Below are 21,531 nucleotides of genomic sequence, written 5' to 3'. Positions count from 1 at the left end.
GCCTTCTTTAGGAAGAAGGCTTAAATCATTATTAGCTTCTCCTTATCTTTCAAGCATCTTACATGCTTAGCTGGAATTAGCACCTTGGCACTCGCAGAAGTCTTGGTGGGGTGTTGGGAATTGATTGACGGGTAAGACTAAAACACTTCTTAAATAGTGGTGCGTATTTTCTTTTAGCACAGCAAGCTTGCGCTTGCTGCGGCTTGACTTTCAAGCCTTGAAAAAATAAATAAAAATGCTTCGAACAAACAAGAACGCTTTGTTCGATTCATTTTTATACTATCCCAACTTATATTTTAAGGTTGATAGTATAAGAAAAACGAAGGCTTTCGCCAGTTCGCGATAAGCCATGTTTTTCTAATTCATTTTTCTGTGCTAAAAGAAAATAACCTAGTTTAGTGTTATTGACTTAGTCAATCATTGTACACCAGACTTCACTCGTTATTGACCGGTTGCTGAAGCTTCATAGGGCCAGTCCCTCTGCTTCTCTTGATAAGATATGAAATTTTCATATAACCTTTAACGTGTGAAAAAGTATTACAACTAATTTATCTAATATTTAGAAAAATATCAATAGTAAATTAACAGTTTGTCAAATTTTACTTAGTATGTGGAAAGTTTTTGGTTGTTGTTTTGTTGGAGCCTTTTTAAAAATATGAGGGGAGAAGGAAATTATGCATTTAATATTTGAGGTAGAAAAAAGAGCTGAACTCATTTGAGTTAGCTCTAATAACTATGTTATCTGTAATTAATAAATTGTACTTCGATTGGTAAGTCAGCTTCTCTGATTGCAGCAATCACCTGTTGGAGGTCGTCACGGCTTTTACCTGTTACACGGATTTGATCATCTTGGATTTGAGATTTTACTTTTAAGCCTTTGTCTTTAATAATGCTGTTAATTTTTTTAGCGTTATCTTTGTCAATACCTGAAACGAGTTCAGCTCTTTGACGGACAGTCCCGCCTGAAGCATTCTCAACTTTTTTATACGAAATATTTTTAATTGGTACATTTCGTTTAATTAATTTGGAAATAAGAACATCTTTTAATTGCTCAAGCTTATACTCATCGTCTGAAACTAAAACAAGCTCTTCTTTTTCTAATGAGATGTTGCTCTTACTACCTTTAAAGTCATATCTTGTTGCAATTTCCTTCATTGCAATATTAATCGCATTCGTCACTTCCGGAAACTCAATCTTTGATACAATATCAAATGAACTATCTTTCGCCATAATTATCCTCCATTACGTATATAATATAGGTTGATTATAGTAAAATATAACAATGATCACAACTTTTGAAGTGATGGTAAAAGAATTTTCTTACAGAAAGAGGAAAGAGAGGATATATTTATGATCCCAGGTACATTTGCAACATTAACAATAGATGAAAAGGTAGATTATGGTTATTTTCTAACAGATGGAAAAGAACGAGTGCTTTTACATAATAATGAAGTGATAGGTGAAGTAGAAGAAGGTGACAAGGTTGAGGTCTTCTTTGGTGTTGACACACAAGATCGACTATATGCCACGATGAAAAAACCTTTCATTACAGAAGATACATATGGTTGGGTAGAGGTCGTAGATATCGTAGAAGATATGGGAGCATTTGTGAATATCGGTCTTAGTAAAGATGCTCTTGTTGCGAAAGATCATCTTCCTTATTTGAGAGAAGTTTGGCCAAACGTTGGGGACAAGCTTTATTGTACATTAAAAGTATCAGGAAACGGTCGATTTTTTGTTCGGTTAGCTACAGAGGAAATCGTTGAGCCGCTTATGAAGGAAGCAGACCGCACAATATTTAATAAAGAGGTAATAGGGACAGTTTACCGGATGATTGTGGCGGGTTCATTTATCTTAACAGAAGAAGGCTATAAAGGGTTTATTCATTCGTCACAGCGCGTAGTTGAACCAAGACTGGGCGAGACGGTGACCGGAAGAGTCATTGATGTAAAAGAGGATGGAACAATTAACGTTTCTCTACTCCCTCGAAAACATGAAGCACAAAGTGGTGATGCTGAGAGAATTTATGCCTATATGCAGGAGAGAAATGGTGCGATGCCATTCACTGACAAAAGTGACCCTGATGACATAAAAGAAAGATTTAACCTTAGTAAGGGAGCGTTTAAAAGAGCATTAGGCCATCTAATGAAAAACGATCGTGTGTATCAAAAAGATGGTTGGACGTACTTTAAAGAAGAAAAAAACAACGAATAAAAAATGTAATGGTTTTCACTTGTAACGATGGAGTGAAAACCATTTTTTATTTGTAAAAAGCCTTAAAAATCTATCTATATGACCGATACAACTAAAGGTGTAAGAATAGTAAGTAAAGAGAGGTTGTTAAAATGATCATCAAGAAAATAGCATCCATGTTGGGATTCATATTCATTTTCATGATAGCAGGTTGTTCCCAAGAGGAGGCAGCTAGTAAAGTAGATGAAAAGGTCAAGGTTGGGATTATGCTGTCTGATGTAGGCTTGGGAGACCAATCCTTTAGTGATTCAGCTTTTAATGGATTGATAAAAGCAAGAGATGAACTAGGAATAAGATTTGATTACCGGGAATTAAAGGATACGGGAACATATGAAAAAGGGTTAACCGAATTAGTTGAAGAGGATCATGATATTATTGTCGGTCTAGGATATATGGTTCAAGAAGAGCTTGAAAAGGTTGCCCAAAAATATCCGGATCAGCAATTTGTCTTAATAGATGCAATTTCAGAATTGAAAAACGTAACATCCATTACATTTAAAGAAGATCAAGGGAGTTATTTGGTTGGGGTTGTTGCAGCTTTAACCACTCAAACTAATAAAATCGGATTTATTGGCGGAGATGATGTTCCTCTTATTAATAAATTTGAGGAAGGTTTTATAGAAGGGGCAACAACTATTAATCCATCAATACAAGTTGATGTCACATATGCAGGTGACTTTGGTAATGACCAATTAGGTGCAAAGTTAGCACGTGAAATGATTCAAAACGATGTGGATGTCTTATATGCCGCAGCAGGGTTTACGGGTGTTGGAATGTTGAAAGAAGCTCAAGCTAACAAAGTATTAGCAATCGGTGTAGACAGTGACCAATATTTTTATGCTGAAAAGGCAGTGGTGACATCCATGTTAAAAAATGTGGATGTGGCGATGTATCAACTGGCTGAACAGTTAATAAAGAACAGGAAAGTACAATCAGGACATATTGAATTAGGGATAGAGGACGATGGGATAGGTCTTGCTCCTCTAAGGGTATTTCCATTTTCAAAAAAACAACAAGAGATTATCGAAGAATGGAAAACGAAACTATCAACTGACAGCTAGGAGGATACTATGACCATTAAGAAAAAGATATTATTTAATTCAATGAGTGTACTGATCATTGCTATTATCATGATTGCCTATATTATTTTTAATATGCTTTCAATTCAATCTTCCAACCAGGGTGAAGTAAACACTTTATTAACTATACAAAAGCTTCAAGCTGAGATGAATTCTACAAAGCAGGGATTAGATAACTTTTCTGTCTCAGGAACAGATGCACAAAAGGAAGAGGTTTTAGAAAGCATTTCAAATAGCAATGAACTATTAACAGAATTAGAAAGAGAAGTCATCTATGGAAAAAGTGCTGATACGTTAAAAAAGGCAACCTCAAAATATGAGGAGTGGAAAGCTGAAGCAAATACTGCATTGGAAGAAAAAGGCGGTCCAGAAGCAAAGCGACAGTCTATCCGGTTGAATGGAGTATTAAACGATATTCATCTTTTAAATGAATACGCAAATGAGCAATATTCCGTCTTGCAAACAAAATTAGCAAATCAAATCTCTTATGTTATTATCTCAGCGATTGTTGGGAGTATTGTTTTAATCGGTTTATCCATCTTTATCACGATGAAAATAACGAATTCAATTACCCGCCCTCTGAAGCAATTATCTAAAAATGCAAAAGCGATTGCTTCCGGAAATCTTATTGTTGACACCATTATCTACGAGGGAAAGGACGAATTAGGTTCACTAAATAAGTCCTTTACACAAATGGTTGAACAGCTGAAAGAATTATTATTTTCAATTGAAACAGCAAGTAGGAATGTCGAAAGTTTTGCAAGGGATTTAGAAACAGAGAATAAAGGGCTAACAGCTATAACAAACCAAGTGGCGATTTCAACAAATGAAATGTCTATTGGAACACAAAGTATTTCCAGTGACTTACAAGATGCTGTCACATTAATTGAGAAATTGGACACCAACTTTAAAGAAAACGTCCGGACATCAGAAGAATCTGTGTCGTATGGAACAGAGGTTGTATCAGTGATAACTGATGGACAAGGTGCAATTGAAGTCCAACGAACATTAATGATGAAAAATCAGAAAACAAGTCAACAGATAGACACAGCAACCAAAACATTTGCGGAATATACAACTGAAATTGAGGATATGGCAAGAACCGTTTCAGGTATAGCAGATCAAACAAATCTGTTAGCATTAAACGCTGCGATTGAGGCTGCACGAGCTGGAGAGGCAGGAAAAGGCTTTGCAGTTGTGGCAAATGAGGTTCGAAAATTAGCAGAAGAAGCAACCAATTCGACAAAGCACATCTTCAACATGGTCGCTAAAATAAAAGAAGGAATTTCTGATGTTAGACAAGCTGTTCAAGAAGGTGTGGTCATTGCAGAGGATCAGCAACAATCTATGAATACAACAACAGAGGCATTTACTAAGATCGGTGATCGTGTAGATGAAATGATGGTGAGGCTCACTTCTCTAGTAGATGGAATGAATACCTCCAAACAGTTTGGCGAACAGGTTTTAAATAGTGTGGAAAGCATTAGTGCGGTAGTGGAGGAAACAGCAGCAGGAAACGAAGAAATTTCCGCCTCTACGACTGAGCAGCTATCTGCTTTTGAAAAAATAGTGGATAAGGTTGAGAAGTTAAGAAAGCTTACTGATGACCTGCATTCAACGATGAATTATTTTAAATTAAAATAAAGGAAAGGGTGGTTCAAAAAAGAATCACCCTTTTTGCTTTACCTGCTTAGGAAGGTTAAAAATTGCAGAACTATGGCTATGCATTTTGACATCCAGCTCCAGCGCCTAGCCCCTCGAGGTCATAAGCCACAAATGAATTGAAGATAAAAAACATCTTCTATTCATTTGCGCCTTATGCTTGTCGGGGCTGAACAAGGCGCTTCCGCCTTAGATATGATCTGTTTTTTTAGAATATTGTCTTTCGCCTTTTTGGCGGTTTTTTTCACGCATCATATTTTTCTCATGGCGTTTCGCATTGTTGTCTTGTGCTTTTTTATCATTATCACTAGTATGTGGCATGAAGAAGCTCCTTTCAAACGAATGTAAGCTTATCATTCCCAATCCAAAATGCTCCTATGTGTTATTCCTCATCATTTAAGAAGAAAATCGCTAGTGTTCCAGGACCTGAATGAGCTCCAATTACTGCGCCAACAAGATTCCCATAAATCTCTTTAGGTGAAAAGGCTTCTTGAATTAATGCTTTCATTTCATTGGCAGCTTCTTCATCATCACCATGACTAATGGCAATTGTTTGATTTTCGAGGTTGACCCCTCTCTCTTTCATAATGTCAATGATCCTTCTGAACACTTTTTTTCGTCCTCTGACTTTTTCGAGTGGAATAAGCTTTCCATCTTCAACATGAAGAAGGGGCTTAATATTCAACAAACCGCCAACGAAAGCAGATGCTTTGCTGATTCTGCCACCACGGGCTAAGTATTCTAAATTATCAACGGTAAAGATATGCTCAACCTTTTTGCAATAAGCTTTTACAGCTGTTTCTATTTCACTGAGAGATTTTCCGCTACCGGAAAGATTAACTGCGTATTTGACCGCTAAACCGCAACCTAATGAAGCACACTTAGAGTCAATGATGGATAACTCAAATTCCGGAAAATCCTCCAACACTTCATTTCGAATCATCATAGCTGTTTGGTATGTACCGGAAAGCTCTGATGAAAAACATACATACAAACTGGGAACTCCCTTTTTAGCCAGGTCAGTAAATACATCTTTAAATAATGAAGGAGATATTTGAGAGGTTTTTACTATTGTTCCAGATCGCATGGAATCATAAATTGCTTTTGGTTTAATTTCTTTTTGGTCCTCCAGTTGTTTTCCATCAATATCGACACTTAAAGGAAGAAATGTCACAGAGTTTTCTTCAAAAAACTCAATGGGTAAATCTGAAGCACTATCAGCTAAAATGTGAACATTCATTTTAACACCTCTTTACATTCGAATGATAAGATCGAATCGTTATATGTAAATCAAATCTTTATATGTTTAGTTTATCCCACCTTAACGGGCAGTACAACTCTCACTTCACCCCACCGATGGAAGTCTCACTTTATCCCATTCTTAACGGGCAGTAAAACTCCAACTTCAAGAATTCGGGAGAAACAAAGAAGATGAAATGGGAGATAACTGCCCGTAAAGATCCGATAAGTTTCGCTAACCATCAGTAGGGATGGAGAACACCCCTACTGATGGAAGTCTCACTTTATCCCATTCTTAACGGGCAGTATAACTCCAACTTCAAGAATTCGGGAGAAACAAAGAAGATAAAATGGGAGATAACTGCCCGTAAAGATCCGATAAGTTTCGCTAACCATCAGTAGGGATGGAGAACACCCCCACCGATGGAAGTCTCACTTTATCCCATTCTTAACGGGCAGTAAAACTCCAACTTCAAGAATTCGGGAGAAACAAAGAAGATGAAATGGGAGATAACTGCCCGTAAAGATCCGATAAGTTTCGCTAACCATCAGTAGGGATGGAGAACACCCCTACTGATGAAAGTCTCACTTTATCATTCTAAAGGTAAAAAACAATCTTTGTATTCAAATCGAGCAAAGTTGGGAAAAACTAGAGCAAGGATAGAAATACAGTAAGGAGGAGAATGCATGCTGAAAAATGAGACAATGAAAATTATCGTGGTCATTATAGGTGCTTTTTTAAATGCTGTTGGGTTAAACATGTTTTTAATCCCTGCAAATGTATATGCAAGTGGTTTTACAGGCATTGCCCAGCTTCTCTCAAGTATACTTGAAGAATATACACCATTTTTTATTTCGACGGGTGTGTTATTATTACTTTTGAATATACCTGTTGCTATTTTAGGATGGTTAAAAGTGGGGAGATCTTTTACTTTATACAGCTTCTTTAGCGTTGCAGCAACAACTGTTTTTTTAGGAATTGTACCTTTACATTCATTCTCGGGAGATATTTTACTAAATGCTGTTTTTGGTGGTGTGATAGTTGCTGTTGGTGTTGGAATTACATTGAAATATGGTGCATCAACAGGAGGTTTAGATATCATTGCTATGATTCTATCGCGGATGAAGGATAAGCCGGTTGGGACGTATTTCTTTTTATTTAACTCAATCATTATTCTAACTGCGGGCTTATTATATGGATGGGAAAAGGCGTTGTATACATTGGTAGCACTTTATGTGTCAACAAGGGTGATTGATGCTATTCATACAAGACATGCAAAACTAACCGCAATGATCATTACGAAAAAAGCGGATTCGTTAAAGGCGGCCATACATTCTCGTTTGGTCAGAGGAATAACGATGATTCCTGCAAAAGGAGCGTTTACGAATGAACCGAGAGATATGCTTATCATTGTTATAACAAGATATGAATTATATGATCTCGAAAAAATAATTAAAGAAGAAGATCCGAATGCATTTACAAATATTGTTCAAACAACAGGGATATTTGGGTTCTTTAGAAAGGAATAGGTACTTAAATGAAATGGATATTATTTCTGATTATTGGGTTTTTATCCCTGTTGACAGGTTGTGCATCTGAAAGAAATGGCGCCGCTGAAGAGATAAATGAAGAGGTGGAGGTGCAAGAAGTAATGAGTAAAGAGCTTGAGGTGGATTTTCAGGTTAAACCATTATCAAATGAAACTCAATTTATTATCTCTTTAACAAATCGATCAGATCAGTTGAAAAAGCTTGAATTTCATAGTAGTCAAAAATATGAAATTATCGTAACCAATGATAAAGGTGAAGAAGTATTTATCTATTCAAAAGGAAAAATGTTTTCACAGGCACTAGAGACAGCCTTACTAAAGTCTGGAGATAATATGGAGTGGGAAGAAACATGGAAACATGATCCATTGCCACCTGGACAATATAAAGCAAAAGTATCGATTTTATCGCATAAGTCCGATAATCTCAGTTTAGAAAGGGAATGGACTGTCCCTCCAAACAATTAAACGAAGGGCAGTCCATCTTGGTTAAATTGAGTCGATTTTTTGCTGAAATTCTCTTAGTTGAGCTCTTTCAGCATCGGTGCTATTAGCAAACGCAGATGACAGGGCGTTTTTTGCTTTCATGACGGCTTCGTATTTATCACCCTGTGCAGACCCGGATGCAACCGAATCAGCATATGCGACAGCTTCACGTGCTTGTTGGAATAATGGATTTGTCATTTAAAAGCCTCCAAGCATACTGTCGTCAGTTTTACTCATTTTTTGTTGTTCTGATTCAGAAAGCGTTGAATGGTAAGGGAACCTCTCATCGTGCTTAGTAACTGTATCTTTGCCTTGTTGTACAAAACGTTTTGATTTGTTACGTTTACCCATTGAAAAAGCCCCCCTTTAAAATAGTGACGCCTTTCTCTCGCGTCATGATTATTTTGTACGATCCAACAAATAATATAGATGGCAAATTGTTCTCATTTTCCCCGAGTTTCTCATGTTTTAAAGGGATAGAGCTTCCTTCAAGTAGTAAGCAATTCCATCTTCTTCGTTCGTTTTTGTTTTTTTATTTGCTACATTTTTCACTTCATCTGTTGCATTACCCATTGCGACGCCATGACCTGCGTATTGAAGCATTTCTAAGTCATTATCTTCATCACCGAAGGCAATAATTCGATCTTGAGGAATATTGTAGTGGGAAGCAATTTTTTGTAAGCCAATCGCTTTATTCATTCCTGCCCGTATGATTTCAATAACATGCCAGGGTGCCGCCCATCTTCTATGGTCAACAACCTCTGCATGAACATCTGATAAATAAGTTCTTATTTTCTCAACATCTTCTTCAGCTGCATGAATAAGAATACTTGTTACATCTTCACTTAAGTTTTGACGCAAGTCCCCGATAGTCGTATTTGGATTTCCCATGCTAAAAACATCAAGTAGCTTTTCATCGTGATAATGGAAATATACATCATCAATAATTTCAGCTAATACATTATGTAGGTTATGTTTTTCAGATACAGTGATGATTTCTTTCACTACTTCTAAATCAAGGGTAGTATGGTAGGTTCCCCAATTATTGTCTTTTGGATGGTGAACATATGCACCATTAAAGTTGACGATCGGTGTTGACAAGTCTAACTCTTCATAGTAAACGGAGCTTGAACGGAAGGGCCTTCCTGTTGCGATACAAACAATATGACCAGCTTCCTTTGCTTTCTTAATGATTTCTTTGTTATAAGCTGAAATGGTCTTATCATCTTTTAAAAGTGTCCCATCTAAATCTAAAGCGATTAAATAAGGTTTTGTATCCATAACGTCTCCTTCTTTACATGAATTAATTTGACCCTCGCTAACGGGCGCTTGCGCTTTAATATGGAAAAGCGGTACTAACTAAGTTTTGTGTCTAGCTCCAGCGCCTAGCCCCTCGAGGTCATAAGCCGAAAAGGAATTGAAGACAAAGAACGTCTTCTATTCCTTTGCATCTTATGCTAGTCGGGGCTAATCAAGGCGCTTGCGCTTTTCATTAATAGTGTATCTTTTTTCCAAGTTTTATGTCTACATGTTACACTTATTTAGTGGGAATATAACTAGGAGGCGCAATTAATGTGATTATTGTTGAAAGATTACATATAGAAGGAATACCGACATTACATGTTGTTAAAGAGTCATTAAGAGAGAAAAAAACGCCTTTTGTGATGTTTATTCATGGCTTTACAAGTGCCAAAGAAAATAACCTTCATATTGCTTACTATTTAGCTGAAAAAGGATTCAGGGTTGCACTTCCGGAAGCATTATATCATGGAGAAAGAAGTGAACAGTATGGCACGAAGGAGCTTGCCTTCAGGTTCTGGAAAATTGTTTTAAATGAAATTAATGAAGTAACGAAGATTAAGGAATACTTTAAAATAAATCATTTAATTGATTCTGACCGAATCGGACTCGCGGGTACTTCAATGGGCGGGATTACAACATTAGGTGCACTTACACAGTATGATTGGATAAAAGCAGCTGTTAGTTTAATGGGAAGCCCTTGTTATACAGAACTTCTTAAAAGTCAGCTTTACTCGTTAAAGCAAAGCGGTGCGGAAATTCCTCTATCAAACGAAGAAATTGAAGAACAGCTTGCATTACTACAGCCATTTGACTTAAGTCTTCAACTAGAGAAACTTCAAAATCGCCCATTGCTTTTCTGGCATGGTGAACGTGACCAAGTTGTCCCATTTGCTCCAACATATCAATTTTATAAAGATATTGTCCCAATATATGATAAAGAGCCTGAAAAACTTCAATTCATAGCAGATCCGCTAGCAGATCACAAAGTATCAAGACAAGGTGTCCTGTCATTGGTCGAATGGTTTGAAAGGTATTTATAATATTCGGTAGAAGCAGAATGCTTTCTTTGACTTCAATCTTTTACTATACTCAAAATACCAACTATCTGAAAGGAGTGTTTAAATATGGATGAATTACTAAAAGAAAATATCTATGGTGCGTTAGAAACAGTTGTAGACCCGGAGCTTGGTGTTGACATTATCAATCTTGGCTTAGTATATGATGTGGAAATGGATGATGAGGGCCATACGATCGTCACAATGACACTAACTTCAATGGGATGCCCGCTGGCAGCTACTATTGTTGAACAAATCAAAGTTGCCCTTCAAGATATACCGGAAGTAAAAAGCACTGAAGTAAATATTGTCTGGAGTCCGCCATGGTCAAAAGACAGAATGTCAAGAATTGCAAAAATCGCATTAGGAATTCAATAAAACGTTTGAGAGTAATCCTTATACATTGGTAGAAGGGTTACTTTTTTTGTACCTTAAAAAAGTTTAACTCTACTAAAAGGATTAAAGTATAAGAAAAGACATCAACTTCCGCCATTCTTGGCGGTAAGTCGTGTTTTTCTAATTGCTTTTTTAAAAAAAGATGTTTGTTCCTGGTGATATATGGATATAAACTATTAGGTTGATAGGAACAGTTCAATCCCAAAAATAATCACACCCAAATATCAAAGCATAGAATATGCAAAGATAAACCGAACTCTGACTATTTAAATAACTTACATATATGTAATGCCTATTCAATTTTCGAATTTTTTATACAATTAAATGCATATATATTATGTCGTTTGAATACGCGTAGCTTCTAATAAATCCTTTAATTTACGTGATTTTTTTGAAAAATTAGCAAAAATATTATTTATACACTTGATTTTATTTTTATACATATTTATAATTGAGAAATAATTTAGATAACGAACTTAAGAGAAGGTGATTTGGTGAAGGTCGGAATTATCGGTGCCACAGGATACGGTGGAGTCGAATTATATCGTATATTATCCAATCATCCACATGTAGAAGAATGTATACTTTACTCATCTTCAGAAATGGATGTTCCATATAGCAACTCGTTTCCACATCTACATCAATTAAGTAATCATATATTGCGAAATATCAATGTCGAAGAAATAAAAAGAGATATACAGTTTTTGTTTCTTGCAACACCACCAGGAGTTTCAAGAGACTTAACACCAAAGTTTCAAGGATCAAACGTAAGGATAATCGATCTTTCCGGTGACTTGAGGTTAAAAGATCGATTAGCTTATGAGCAATGGTATAAGCGGCCATGTGTATCAGATGATATCTTGGAACATGCTGTATATGGGCTGTCTGAACTTAATAAAGAGGAAATAATGAATGCTGATATTCTTGCTAATCCAGGCTGTTTTCCGACAGCAACGATTTTAGGCTTGGCACCTGTTGTCCAAAACAAGATCATTGATGTGAAATCAATCATTGTTGATGCGAAGACAGGAGTATCTGGTGCAGGACGCAATGCATCACAAACCACACATTATTCGGAAGTAAATGAAAATATGAAAATATATAAGGTTCATGAACATCAGCATGTTCCGGAAGTTGAGCAAGCACTTCATTCCTTAAATGAGACAGCTGGGGCTATCTCATTCTCAACACATTTGATTCCAATGACACGTGGAATTATGGCAACTATTTATGCAAGTGTAGAAGATTCATATACAACGGAAAAACTACTAGATTTATATAAAAGCTATTATGCAGAATCTCCTTTTGTTCGTATTCGTGAGCAGGATGTATTTCCTTCAACAAAAGAAGTGTACGGTTCAAATTTCTGTGATATCGGGTTAAAGCTTGATGAACGAACAGGCAGAATCACAATCGTTTCAGTAATAGACAATTTAATGAAAGGTGCAGCAGGTCAAGCGGTTCAAAATTTCAACCTAATGAACGGTTATGAGGAAACAACGGGCTTGTATTTTGCACCTATTTATCCATAAGACTATTTTGCAGATGAAATGGAAGGTCAGACTCTAAAGAAGGGGCAAATTGACTAAACCAATGTCATTGTAAAAGAGTGTTGATCATGACAACCAGGGAGGAAAAAGAAGTGCTACAAGCAAAAGAAACATCTGCTATTACAAAAATTGAAAATGGATCTATTGTAACACCGAAAGGATTCTCAAGTGACGGTGTTCATGCCGGACTCAGATATTCAAGAAATGATCTGGGTGTTATCTACAGCGAGGTACCAGCAAATTGTGCAGCCGTTTATACCCAAAGTCATTTTCAGGCAGCTCCGCTAAAAGTAACGCAGGCAAGCATCGCTGAAGAGGAATTGTTGCAAGCAATTATCGTCAATAGTGCGAATGCTAATGCGTGTACAGGAGAACAAGGATTAAAAGATGCTTATGAGATGCGAGAAAGAACCGCAGACTTGTTTAACATTAAACCTCATTATGTTGGGGTTGCGTCTACAGGTGTAATTGGGGAATTTTTAAAAATGGATAAAATTCGGGCTGGGATCGAGCAGCTAAAACCCCATTCAACACATGAAGCTGCCGAAGCCTTTCAAACAGCCATTTTAACAACTGACTTGGTTATGAAAACATCATGCTATCAAGTTGAAATTGATGGAAAAACGGTTACCATCGGTGGTGCGGCTAAAGGTTCAGGGATGATTCATCCAAACATGGCAACGATGCTTTCTTTTGTGACAACAGATGCAAAGATTGACTCTGCATCACTTCAGACACTTTTAAGTAAAACAACAGATAAAACATATAATCAAATCACAGTTGATGGTGATACATCCACAAATGATATGGTATTGGTCATGGCAAATGGGCTGGCTGAAAATGAGCTGTTAAACGAGCAACACCCAGGATGGAATGATTTTAAAACAGCGTTTCATAAAGTTAGTGAAGAGTTAGCGAAACAAATTGCTAAAGATGGCGAAGGGGCAACAAAGCTAATTGAAGTAGAAGTAACTGGAGCAAAAACAAAGCAGGAAGCAAATGTTGTTGCCAAGAAGATTGTCGGATCAAGCCTTGTCAAAACAGCTGTTTACGGAGCGGATGCAAACTGGGGAAGAATTATTTGTGCAGTAGGTTATAGTGAAGCACAAGTTGAACCTGAGAGCATTGATATTTACTTAGGGGATATCTGCTTATTTACAGATAATAGTCCTCAATCATTTTCAGAGGAAGTTGCCTCAGAATACTTAAAACAGGATCAAGTAAAGATTACAGTTCATCTTGGTGTTGGAGAAGAAAAAGGAAAAGCCTGGGGCTGTGATTTAACATATGATTACGTGAAAATAAACGCAAGCTATAGAACGTAAGGGAGATTGTTATGTCAAAAACAGTTGTATTAAAATGTGGCGGAAGTACTGTTCACCAATTGTCAGAGTCTTTTTTTCATAGTTTACAAGCATTGATTTCCTCAGACTGGAAGGTGTTGATCGTACACGGTGGCGGTCCTGATATCACAAACATGCTGAAAGCTTTAAAAATAGAATCAGAATTCTACAATGGTCAACGTAAGACAACAGAAGAAGTACTTGAAGTTGCTGAAATGGTGTTAGCCGGAAAGATTAATAAGCACCTAACACGGCTGTTAAACGAAAAGGGATTAAAATCGATTGGACTGTCCGGTACTGATGATCAACTATTACTAGCGGATTTCTTGGACCAAGAAAACTTAGGTATGGTAGGAAAAGTAACAGCAGTTCATACAGCAGCTGTAGAATTACTAATGGATAACGGCTATATTCCTGTTGTCGCGCCACTTGCAAGTACTGAAACACATAATACCCTTAACGTTAATGCTGATTTAGCAGCAGCAGCAATTGCAAATGCAGTCGGAGCAGAAAAATTCTTATTTGTAACAGATGTACCAGGTATTTTAAATAAAGAAAAGGAAGTCATTGAGACCGTAACACCGTCTCAAATTGATGAACTGATAAAGAGTGAAGTCATTACAGGTGGAATGATCCCAAAGGTGGAATCAGCTGTTTCCACACTTTCAGATATTTGTCAGGAAGTCATGATTGTAAGTGGTCAACAAGCTTTCATTGAAAAAGATGCTTTTAAGGGAACGAAAATTGTGAGTGAGAAGGAGGTCTTGTCATCATGAGTTATTTATTTCCAACATATGCACGCTGGGACGTAACGATTAAAGAAGCAAAGGGTTCTTGGGTAACAGATGTGAATGATGTGAAATATTTGGACTTTATTTCAGGTATTGCCGTTTGCAACCTCGGTCATGCCAATGAAGAAGTAGCAAATGCTGTGCAAGAGCAGCTTACAAAATACTGGCATATGTCCAATTTATTTCACCAGCCCATTCAAGAAGAAGTAGCAAAGCTTCTAGTCGAAGCTAGTGATGGAGATGCAGTGTTTTTCTGTAACAGTGGAGCTGAAGCAAATGAAGCAGCAATTAAACTGGCAAGAAAGCATACTGGTAAACAGAAGATTGTTACGTTCTTACAATCATTTCACGGCAGAACGTTTGCGACAATGTCTGCAACAGGTCAAGAGAAAATTCAACAAGGCTTTGGACCTTTACTCGAAACATTTCAGTACCTCCCCTTTAACAATGTGGAAGCATTAGATGAGCTTGGAACTGATGTGGCAGCCATTATGCTTGAAGTTGTTCAAGGTGAAGGTGGAGTCGTTCCGGCTGACAAAGAATTTATTGAAAAAATAACAGAAACATGTGAGAAGATCGGCGCATTACTTATCATAGATGAGGTTCAAACAGGAATCGGCAGAACAGGTAAGCCATTTGGTTATCAGCACTTTGGAATTAAGCCTGACATTATTACATCTGCAAAAGGGCTTGGCAGTGGGTTGCCAGTTGGTGCAATGATCGGTCACAAATCGCTCATCGAAACATTTCAGGCTGGAAGTCATGGATCTACCTTTGGTGGTAATCCAATTGCCATGGCTGCTGCAAAAGTGACATTAGAGAAGATTTTTAATGAAGATTTCTTAAATGAAGTGAATAAGAAAAGCAACTATTTATTAGAAAAATTAGATCATATCGTAGGAAAGCATCCACTCGTAAATGGAGTTCGCGGGAAAGGATTATTAATTGGGATTGAATGTAAAGAACAAGTTTCACCACTCATTGACCAATTAAGAGAGCGCAATTTCCTTGTTCTGCCGGCTGGTCCTCATGTAATCCGTTTACTGCCGCCATTAACCGTTTCATATGAAGAAATGGATATAGCGGTAAAAACAATAGCAGAAGTTTTCTCAAAGGTAAACGATTCTGTAGGAGCTCATTAATTTGAGCGTTTTTTTTACAAGTGATTGAATAAAAATACTCATGGTTTAATAATTATCCAATAGGGTATAGAGTAGAATTAAAGACAAACGAGGTGTAAGCAGATGAAAGGATATCTCCATTTAGAGGATGGTTCAATCTATACAGGAGCACTAGAGCATGGGTCTTTGGAGGATATAAACGGAGAAATCGTATTTTTTACAGGAATGACAGGCTATCAGGAAGTACTAACTGATCCTTCTTATAAAAATCAAATTGTTGTATTCACTTACCCGTTGATCGGGAATTACGGTGTCAATATAAGTGATGATGAAAGTAAAAAGCCGCAGGTTAAAGCAGTTGTAATCTATGAGTGTACATCACAATATTCTCATTATGAAGCACAGTATAGCTTTAAAGAATATTTGGAAAAGTGGAACATCCCGATTATTCATCATATCGATACCCGGGCAGTGGTGAAAAAAATCAGAAATCACGGATCAATGGCAGCTACAATTACGTCAAAATCTGCATTAGCTGAAAAGCCGAGTACCATTTTCGAAGATGGAGTATTTGAAGTTGTATCAGATAAGCTTGAAACGTATGGGAATGGGGAAAAGCATATTGCATTAGTAGACTTTGGATATAAGAAATCAATACTTACATCCTTATTAGATAGAGGCTGCAAAGTAACGACTGTCCCATTTAAAATGATGGACCAAATAGGTGATTTAAAGCCTGATGGTGTCTTATTATCAAATGGGCCAGGAGATCCTGAGCAACTATCAAGCTACTTTAGTCAAATTAAAAAAGTTGTTTCTGCTTACCCGACATTAGGCATTTGTTTAGGTCACCAATTAATCGCTCTATCTTTCGGTGCCAAAACGACAAAACTATTATTTGGACATAGAGGAGCAAACCAACCTGTTTTTGATCTTAAAACAAATAAAGTCTTCATGACATCTCAAAACCATAGTTATGTTGTCATTAAAGAGAGCTTAAAAGATACAGATTTATCGATGCGTTTTTATCATATTAATGATGATTCAATTGAAGGGTTATCACATAAAAGTTTACCAGTTTTAACAGCGCAATTTCATCCCGAAGCACATCCGGGACCTTCAGATAGTGAATGGATCTTCGATGAATTTTTAGAGTTAGTCGCAGTTGCAAAAGGAGATATACTTTATGTCTAAAAATCAGTCTATCAAGAAAATCGTTGTTATTGGCTCCGGTCCTATTGTGATCGGGCAGGCCGCAGAATTTGATTATGCAGGCACACAGGGCTGTCTGGCTTTAAAGGAAGAAGGCTACCAAGTCGTTCTTGTTAATAACAATCCTGCAACCATCATGACAGATGAGGAATTTTCAGATGTTTTGTATTTTGAACCATTAACAGTGGAAAGTTTAACAAAAATTATCGCTAAAGAAAAACCGGATGGTTTACTTGCATCATTAGGGGGTCAAACAGGGCTTAACCTGGCCATGGAACTTCATGAAGCGGGTGTTTTAGAGAAATATGGTGTGCAATTATTAGGAACTTCTATTGATTCGATCCGTAAAGGTGAAGATCGAAATGAGTTCCGTCAATTAATGTATGATTTAAATGAACCTATCCCTGAGAGTTCCATTGTTACCACATTAGAGGAAGCACTTGAATTTTCTAATAAAATCGGGTTCCCGATTATCATCAGACCTGCCTATACTCTTGGTGGAAAAGGCGGAGGTATTGCTTCAAATCTTGAAGAGTTTAAAAAGCTCGTAAGAAGTGGATTACAAGCAAGTCCGATTACACAATGTTTAATCGAAAAAAGCATTGCCGGCTTTAAAGAAGTAGAATATGAAATGATTCGTGATCATAAAGGAACGTGTATTTCTGTATGTAATATGGAAAATATTGATCCTGTTGGTGTTCATACAGGTGACTCGATTGTTGTTGCACCTTCACAAACATTAACAGATCAAGATTACCATATGTTAAGAAGTGCAGCCGTTAAAATCGTTTCGGCACTTGGTGTGATCGGTGGATGTAACATTCAATTAGCATTAGATCCTAATAGCAAGCAATACTATGTTATTGAAGTAAATCCACGGGTCAGCAGATCATCTGCATTAGCATCAAAAGCAACTGGTTATCCAATTGCAAAAATTGCTGCAAAGCTTGCAGTAGGATATACATTGGAAGAATTAAAAAATCCTCTAACGATGAGTACGTACGCAAGCTTCGAGCCGGCGCTTGACTATGTTGTTGTGAAGTTCCCAAGATGGCCTTTTGATAAGTTTAATAAGGCTGACCGTAAGCTGGGGACTAAAATGAAGGCAACTGGTGAAGTTATGGCGATTGAGCGTAATCTCGAAGCAGCTATTCAAAAGGCGTGTGATTCACTAGAACTGGACAATATCGGCACACACCTGCCAGAGCTTAAAGATTTATCCATTGATGAATTAAAAACAGTCATGAATAAAACAGATGATCGCCGCTTTTTTGCTGTGATGGAGCTATTAAGAAAAGGAAGCACGATACAAGAAATCCATGAGCAAACAGAAATGGATGTATATTTCCTTTCAATATTCCAACGAATTATTGATCTTGAAAAGCAAATCCAGGAAAAAACGATTTCAACACTTGACGCTGAATTTATAGCAACCGTCAAGGAAAAAGGGTTCTCTGATAAGACGATCTCATCATTATTAAGTGCCCCTGAAGCTGAAGTTCGAAAAGCAAGACTTCAAGCAGGAGTAAAGGCTTCTTATAAGTATGTTGATACATGTGCAGCAGAGTTTGAAGCACGTACGAATTATTTTTATTCTACCTATTTCGGTGAAAATGAACAGCCTACTTTAACAGATAACAAAAAGATTTTAATCATTGGATCAGGTCCTATACGTATCGGTCAAGGGATCGAATTTGACTATAGTGCTGTTCATGGGATTAAAGCGTTAAAGCAATTAGGTTATGAAGCGGTGATGATAAATAATAATCCGGAAACGGTTAGTACTGACTTTGAAACAGCAGATCGATTGTACTTTGAACCAATTACGCTTGAACATGTATTAAATATCGTTGATTCCGAGGGAATTGATTCTGTTATTGTCCAATATGGCGGGCAAACGGCAATTAACCTTGCTGAACAATTAGAATCTGCAGGTGTTAAGCTGCTTGGTACTGATACTGAAACATTAGATTGGTTGGAGGATCGTGACAAGTTCTATCAACTGTTAGATGAATTATCCATACCACATGCAGCAGGATTAACGGCAAACAATGCGGATGAAGCATTAAAAGGAGCAAAAGAAATTGGTTTCCCACTGCTTCTTAGACCATCATATGTTATTGGCGGAAAAGGAATGGTCATTGTTCATAATGAAGAAACCTTAGAAAAGTTACTTGCGGAAAATACAAATATGATTTATCCGGTACTTATTGATCAATTTGTTGAAGGACTTGAGGGAGAAATTGATCTCATTTCAGATGGTCAAGATGCCTTTATCCCAACATATATTGAGCATGTTGAGCCTGCAGGTGTCCATTCAGGGGATAGCTTAGCCATCCTACCTTCTCAAAACCTGACGGACAAAAATAAACAGGTTATTGCTAACTACGCAAGTGCATTGGTGAAAAAGCTGCATTATCGTGGAATTATGAATATTCAATTCTTAGTGAAAGATCATACAATTTATATTGTAGAAGTAAATCCACGTGCAAGCAGAACAGCGCCGATTATTAGTAAAGTAACCGGTATTCCTATTATTAAGCATGCTACGTATTTATTATGCGGTAAAAAAATAACAGAACTAAACATTACCTCCCCAGAGTCTAATAACATGGTGGCGGTGAAATATCCGGTCTTCTCCAGTCATGCTTTACATGATGTTGATATTACACTTGGACCAGAAATGAAGGCAACTGGTGAAGGAATGTGTATTGGAAATAATTTAGATGCTGTTTATCGCAAGATCTTTACAAAGGACTTAGAAAATGTACGAAGTGTCTTTTTTGATGCAACAGATAATGAGGCGATAAATACAGTTAAGGAAGTTGGACTTGAAGTTGTGACAGATCAGTACGAAACATGGGTTGAGGGAGAAAAAGGCATTTTCGTCTCACTGATTGACAGTGACGAAGCGAAATTAGCACGCCAACAAGCGATTGAAAAAGGTATGATTCTTTTTACAAATCTTTCAACATTTTACGCTTGTTTAAAATCCATTACTGCAACTGATGATGAAGTATCTTCAATTCAGGAATTTTTGAAACCATTGGTGAAAAACCAATAGGTTCCGCCTAAGTTAAGGAAGGTAGTGAGCTGAAATGAGTATAAATGTGAAAAATAAAACAGCAGTTGAAAAACGTGATTTTTTAACTCTTCTTGATTATAGTAAAGAGGAAATTTTAACTTTAATTGAAGACGCATTTAAATTAGAAGAAAATCCAATTCAACCTGTCCTGCAAGGAAAAACACTTGCGATGATCTTTGAAAAATCATCTACAAGAACACGGGTATCTTTTGAAACAGGAATGCTTCAATTAGGGGGTCATGCATTATTTTTAAGTAGCCAGGACCTTCAATTAGGAAGAGGTGAACCTGTTTCTGATACGGCGAAAGTGTTGTCCGGCTATGTTGATGCAATTATGATCCGTACATTTGGTCATGATAAGATCGAAGAATTGGCCAAGCATGCTAGTATCCCTGTAATCAATGGATTAACAGATCTTTTCCACCCATGTCAGGCACTTGCAGACTTAAAGACAATTTACCGCATAAAAGAAACATTTGAAGGTGTAAAGACTGCATACTTAGGAGACGGAAATAATGTAGCTCATTCCTTAATGATTGCTGCAGCTAAGGTCGGAATGGATTTTTCATTAGGATGTCCAAAGGGATATGAACCTGATGCAGACATTGTGGCAAAAGCTCAAAAGCTTGCAGAAGAGACAGGTGCTACGATTACCATCACATATGATCCGATTGAGGCAGTTAAAGACGCAGACATTATCTATACAGATGTATGGGCAAGCATGGGCCAAGAAAGTGAACAACAAGAACGCTTGGTTGCATTCAAAGACTTCCAGGTTAATGATCAGCTTGTTCAGCATGCAAAACCAGACTATCATTTCTTACACTGCTTACCAGCACACCGTGAGGAAGAAGTGACAGCCTCCATTATTGACGGCGAACACTCAGCTGTCTTCGAACAAGCAGAAAACAGACTTCATGTCCAAAAAGCATTACTAAAAAAATTACTTTCATAAAGAGACAAGGGGACAGGTTCCTCGTCCCATCGGGACGAGGAACCTGTCCCCGTGGTCCGTTACATGAAAATAACCCATATGGAGATACTAGTAGTAATGCAATGAGAGGAGGTTAACAATGGGACAACAACATCGTTTTCGTGTAGGACAAAAAGCCCCTAATAATGGGATTTATGTAGAAATAGGTGAAACTGGGGACAATGTGAAAAATCCTGGTCAAATTAAACTGAAGGCTGGAGACCGTTTCCCGGAAACAGCTAACCATAATCGTCAATGGACATATAAACGTAAACCTTAATAGATGAAGAAACAAAAAAACCTACTGTTAGAAGTAGGTCAGCTTGTAGAGAAAGTGGATGTTTTTCTCTACAAGCTTTTTTATTTTCTTAAAATGTTCTTATAAAGATTAATAAATTTCCTAAGATAACCAAAGAAAAAGCTTCTCACACACCTAG

Annotated in this window: 21 protein-coding genes; 15 read left to right on the top strand and 6 right to left on the bottom strand. The window is 37.2% G+C overall.

The features are described 5' to 3' along the window. Window positions 1-738: 738 nt before the first annotated feature. On the bottom strand, window positions 739-1,230 hold the full coding sequence (locus tag LC095_RS18050) for a YajQ family cyclic di-GMP-binding protein (protein ID WP_226529472.1): 492 nt from the start codon (window positions 1,228-1,230) through the stop codon (window positions 739-741). 120 nt (window positions 1,231-1,350) lie between these two features. On the opposite strand from LC095_RS18050, the gene LC095_RS18045 reads away from it, so the two are divergent. The 3 genes from LC095_RS18045 (at window position 1,351) to LC095_RS18035 (ending at window position 4,976) form a co-directional block, all read left to right on the top strand. Further along, entirely contained in the window at window positions 1,351-2,214 is an 864-nt protein-coding gene (locus LC095_RS18045) for a S1 RNA-binding domain-containing protein (protein ID WP_226529471.1), read from the top strand. A 137-nt stretch (window positions 2,215-2,351) separates the two neighbouring features. Beyond that, complete coding sequence (locus LC095_RS18040; protein WP_226529580.1) at window positions 2,352-3,314, top strand: BMP family lipoprotein; 963 nt, start codon at window positions 2,352-2,354, stop codon at window positions 3,312-3,314. Window positions 3,315-3,323: 9 nt separating this feature from the next. After that, the gene (locus tag LC095_RS18035; RefSeq protein ID WP_226529469.1) at window positions 3,324-4,976 is read left to right on the top strand and encodes a methyl-accepting chemotaxis protein; all 1,653 of its coding nucleotides are present in this window, start codon (window positions 3,324-3,326) and stop codon (window positions 4,974-4,976) included. A gap of 207 nt (window positions 4,977-5,183) precedes the next feature. Here LC095_RS18035 and LC095_RS18030 read toward each other — a convergent pair whose 3' ends face one another. Together LC095_RS18030 and LC095_RS18025 are read right to left on the bottom strand one after the other, a co-directional pair. Then, window positions 5,184-5,315: a DUF3941 domain-containing protein gene (locus LC095_RS18030; RefSeq protein WP_078435225.1), complete on the bottom strand. Its 132-nt coding sequence runs from the start codon at window positions 5,313-5,315 to the stop codon at window positions 5,184-5,186. A 61-nt stretch (window positions 5,316-5,376) separates the two neighbouring features. Next, window positions 5,377-6,234 carry a DegV family protein gene (locus LC095_RS18025; protein ID WP_226529468.1) on the bottom strand — a complete coding sequence of 286 codons (858 nt, stop codon included), beginning with the start codon at window positions 6,232-6,234 and terminating at the stop codon, window positions 5,377-5,379. A gap of 686 nt (window positions 6,235-6,920) precedes the next feature. Here LC095_RS18025 and LC095_RS18020 point away from each other — a divergent pair. Further along, the gene (locus tag LC095_RS18020) at window positions 6,921-7,763 is read left to right on the top strand and encodes a YitT family protein (RefSeq protein ID WP_026561297.1); all 843 of its coding nucleotides are present in this window, start codon (window positions 6,921-6,923) and stop codon (window positions 7,761-7,763) included. 8 nt (window positions 7,764-7,771) lie between these two features. Beyond that, entirely contained in the window at window positions 7,772-8,248 is a 477-nt protein-coding gene (locus LC095_RS18015; RefSeq protein WP_226529466.1) for a BsuPI-related putative proteinase inhibitor, read from the top strand. A gap of 21 nt (window positions 8,249-8,269) precedes the next feature. Here LC095_RS18015 and LC095_RS18010 read toward each other — a convergent pair whose 3' ends face one another. The 3 genes from LC095_RS18010 to LC095_RS18000 all read right to left on the bottom strand — a co-directional run bounded on the left by LC095_RS18010 (window position 8,270) and on the right by LC095_RS18000 (window position 9,547). Next, complete coding sequence (locus LC095_RS18010) at window positions 8,270-8,464, bottom strand: DUF3813 domain-containing protein (RefSeq protein ID WP_078435222.1); 195 nt, start codon at window positions 8,462-8,464, stop codon at window positions 8,270-8,272. Continuing rightward, window positions 8,465-8,617, bottom strand: coding sequence for a hypothetical protein (locus LC095_RS18005; RefSeq protein WP_169908462.1), 153 nt, complete (start codon window positions 8,615-8,617; stop codon window positions 8,465-8,467). A 117-nt stretch (window positions 8,618-8,734) separates the two neighbouring features. Beyond that, window positions 8,735-9,547 carry a Cof-type HAD-IIB family hydrolase gene (locus tag LC095_RS18000; protein WP_226529465.1) on the bottom strand — a complete coding sequence of 271 codons (813 nt, stop codon included), beginning with the start codon at window positions 9,545-9,547 and terminating at the stop codon, window positions 8,735-8,737. 293 nt (window positions 9,548-9,840) lie between these two features. On the opposite strand from LC095_RS18000, the gene LC095_RS17995 reads away from it, so the two are divergent. The 10 genes from LC095_RS17995 to LC095_RS17950 all read left to right on the top strand — a co-directional run bounded on the left by LC095_RS17995 (window position 9,841) and on the right by LC095_RS17950 (window position 21,374). After that, the gene (locus tag LC095_RS17995) at window positions 9,841-10,608 is read left to right on the top strand and encodes a prolyl oligopeptidase family serine peptidase (protein ID WP_226529464.1); all 768 of its coding nucleotides are present in this window, start codon (window positions 9,841-9,843) and stop codon (window positions 10,606-10,608) included. An 84-nt stretch (window positions 10,609-10,692) separates the two neighbouring features. Continuing rightward, the gene (locus LC095_RS17990; protein ID WP_226529463.1) at window positions 10,693-11,001 is read left to right on the top strand and encodes a metal-sulfur cluster assembly factor; all 309 of its coding nucleotides are present in this window, start codon (window positions 10,693-10,695) and stop codon (window positions 10,999-11,001) included. Window positions 11,002-11,513: 512 nt separating this feature from the next. Beyond that, entirely contained in the window at window positions 11,514-12,551 is a 1,038-nt protein-coding gene (argC, locus tag LC095_RS17985; RefSeq protein ID WP_226529462.1) for an N-acetyl-gamma-glutamyl-phosphate reductase, read from the top strand. Window positions 12,552-12,661: 110 nt separating this feature from the next. Continuing rightward, window positions 12,662-13,894, top strand: a complete 1,233-nt coding sequence (gene argJ, locus LC095_RS17980) for a bifunctional ornithine acetyltransferase/N-acetylglutamate synthase (protein ID WP_319005819.1) — start codon at window positions 12,662-12,664, stop codon at window positions 13,892-13,894. Between the two features lie 11 nt (window positions 13,895-13,905). Beyond that, window positions 13,906-14,688 carry an acetylglutamate kinase gene (argB, locus tag LC095_RS17975; protein ID WP_226529460.1) on the top strand — a complete coding sequence of 261 codons (783 nt, stop codon included), beginning with the start codon at window positions 13,906-13,908 and terminating at the stop codon, window positions 14,686-14,688. Continuing rightward, window positions 14,685-15,845, top strand: a complete 1,161-nt coding sequence (locus LC095_RS17970; protein ID WP_264196096.1) for an acetylornithine transaminase — start codon at window positions 14,685-14,687, stop codon at window positions 15,843-15,845. Before argB ends, LC095_RS17970 begins: the two co-directional genes overlap by 4 nt. 102 nt (window positions 15,846-15,947) lie before the next feature. Next, window positions 15,948-17,018, top strand: coding sequence for a carbamoyl phosphate synthase small subunit (locus LC095_RS17965; protein WP_226529459.1), 1,071 nt, complete (start codon window positions 15,948-15,950; stop codon window positions 17,016-17,018). Then, entirely contained in the window at window positions 17,011-20,100 is a 3,090-nt protein-coding gene (locus tag LC095_RS17960; RefSeq protein ID WP_226529458.1) for a carbamoyl phosphate synthase large subunit, read from the top strand. The genes LC095_RS17965 and LC095_RS17960 overlap by 8 nt, the downstream gene beginning before the upstream one ends. A gap of 34 nt (window positions 20,101-20,134) precedes the next feature. Beyond that, window positions 20,135-21,076, top strand: coding sequence for an ornithine carbamoyltransferase (gene argF / locus LC095_RS17955; RefSeq protein WP_226529457.1), 942 nt, complete (start codon window positions 20,135-20,137; stop codon window positions 21,074-21,076). A 118-nt stretch (window positions 21,077-21,194) separates the two neighbouring features. Then, entirely contained in the window at window positions 21,195-21,374 is a 180-nt protein-coding gene (locus LC095_RS17950) for a YjzC family protein (protein ID WP_026561040.1), read from the top strand. Window positions 21,375-21,531 lie beyond the last annotated feature (157 nt).

The sequence above is a fragment of the Metabacillus niabensis genome (genome assembly GCF_020524345.1).
In the GTDB taxonomy this organism is placed as follows: domain Bacteria; phylum Bacillota; class Bacilli; order Bacillales; family Bacillaceae; genus Metabacillus; species Metabacillus niabensis_B.
This window is presented reverse-complemented; position numbering and strand designations above follow the sequence as displayed.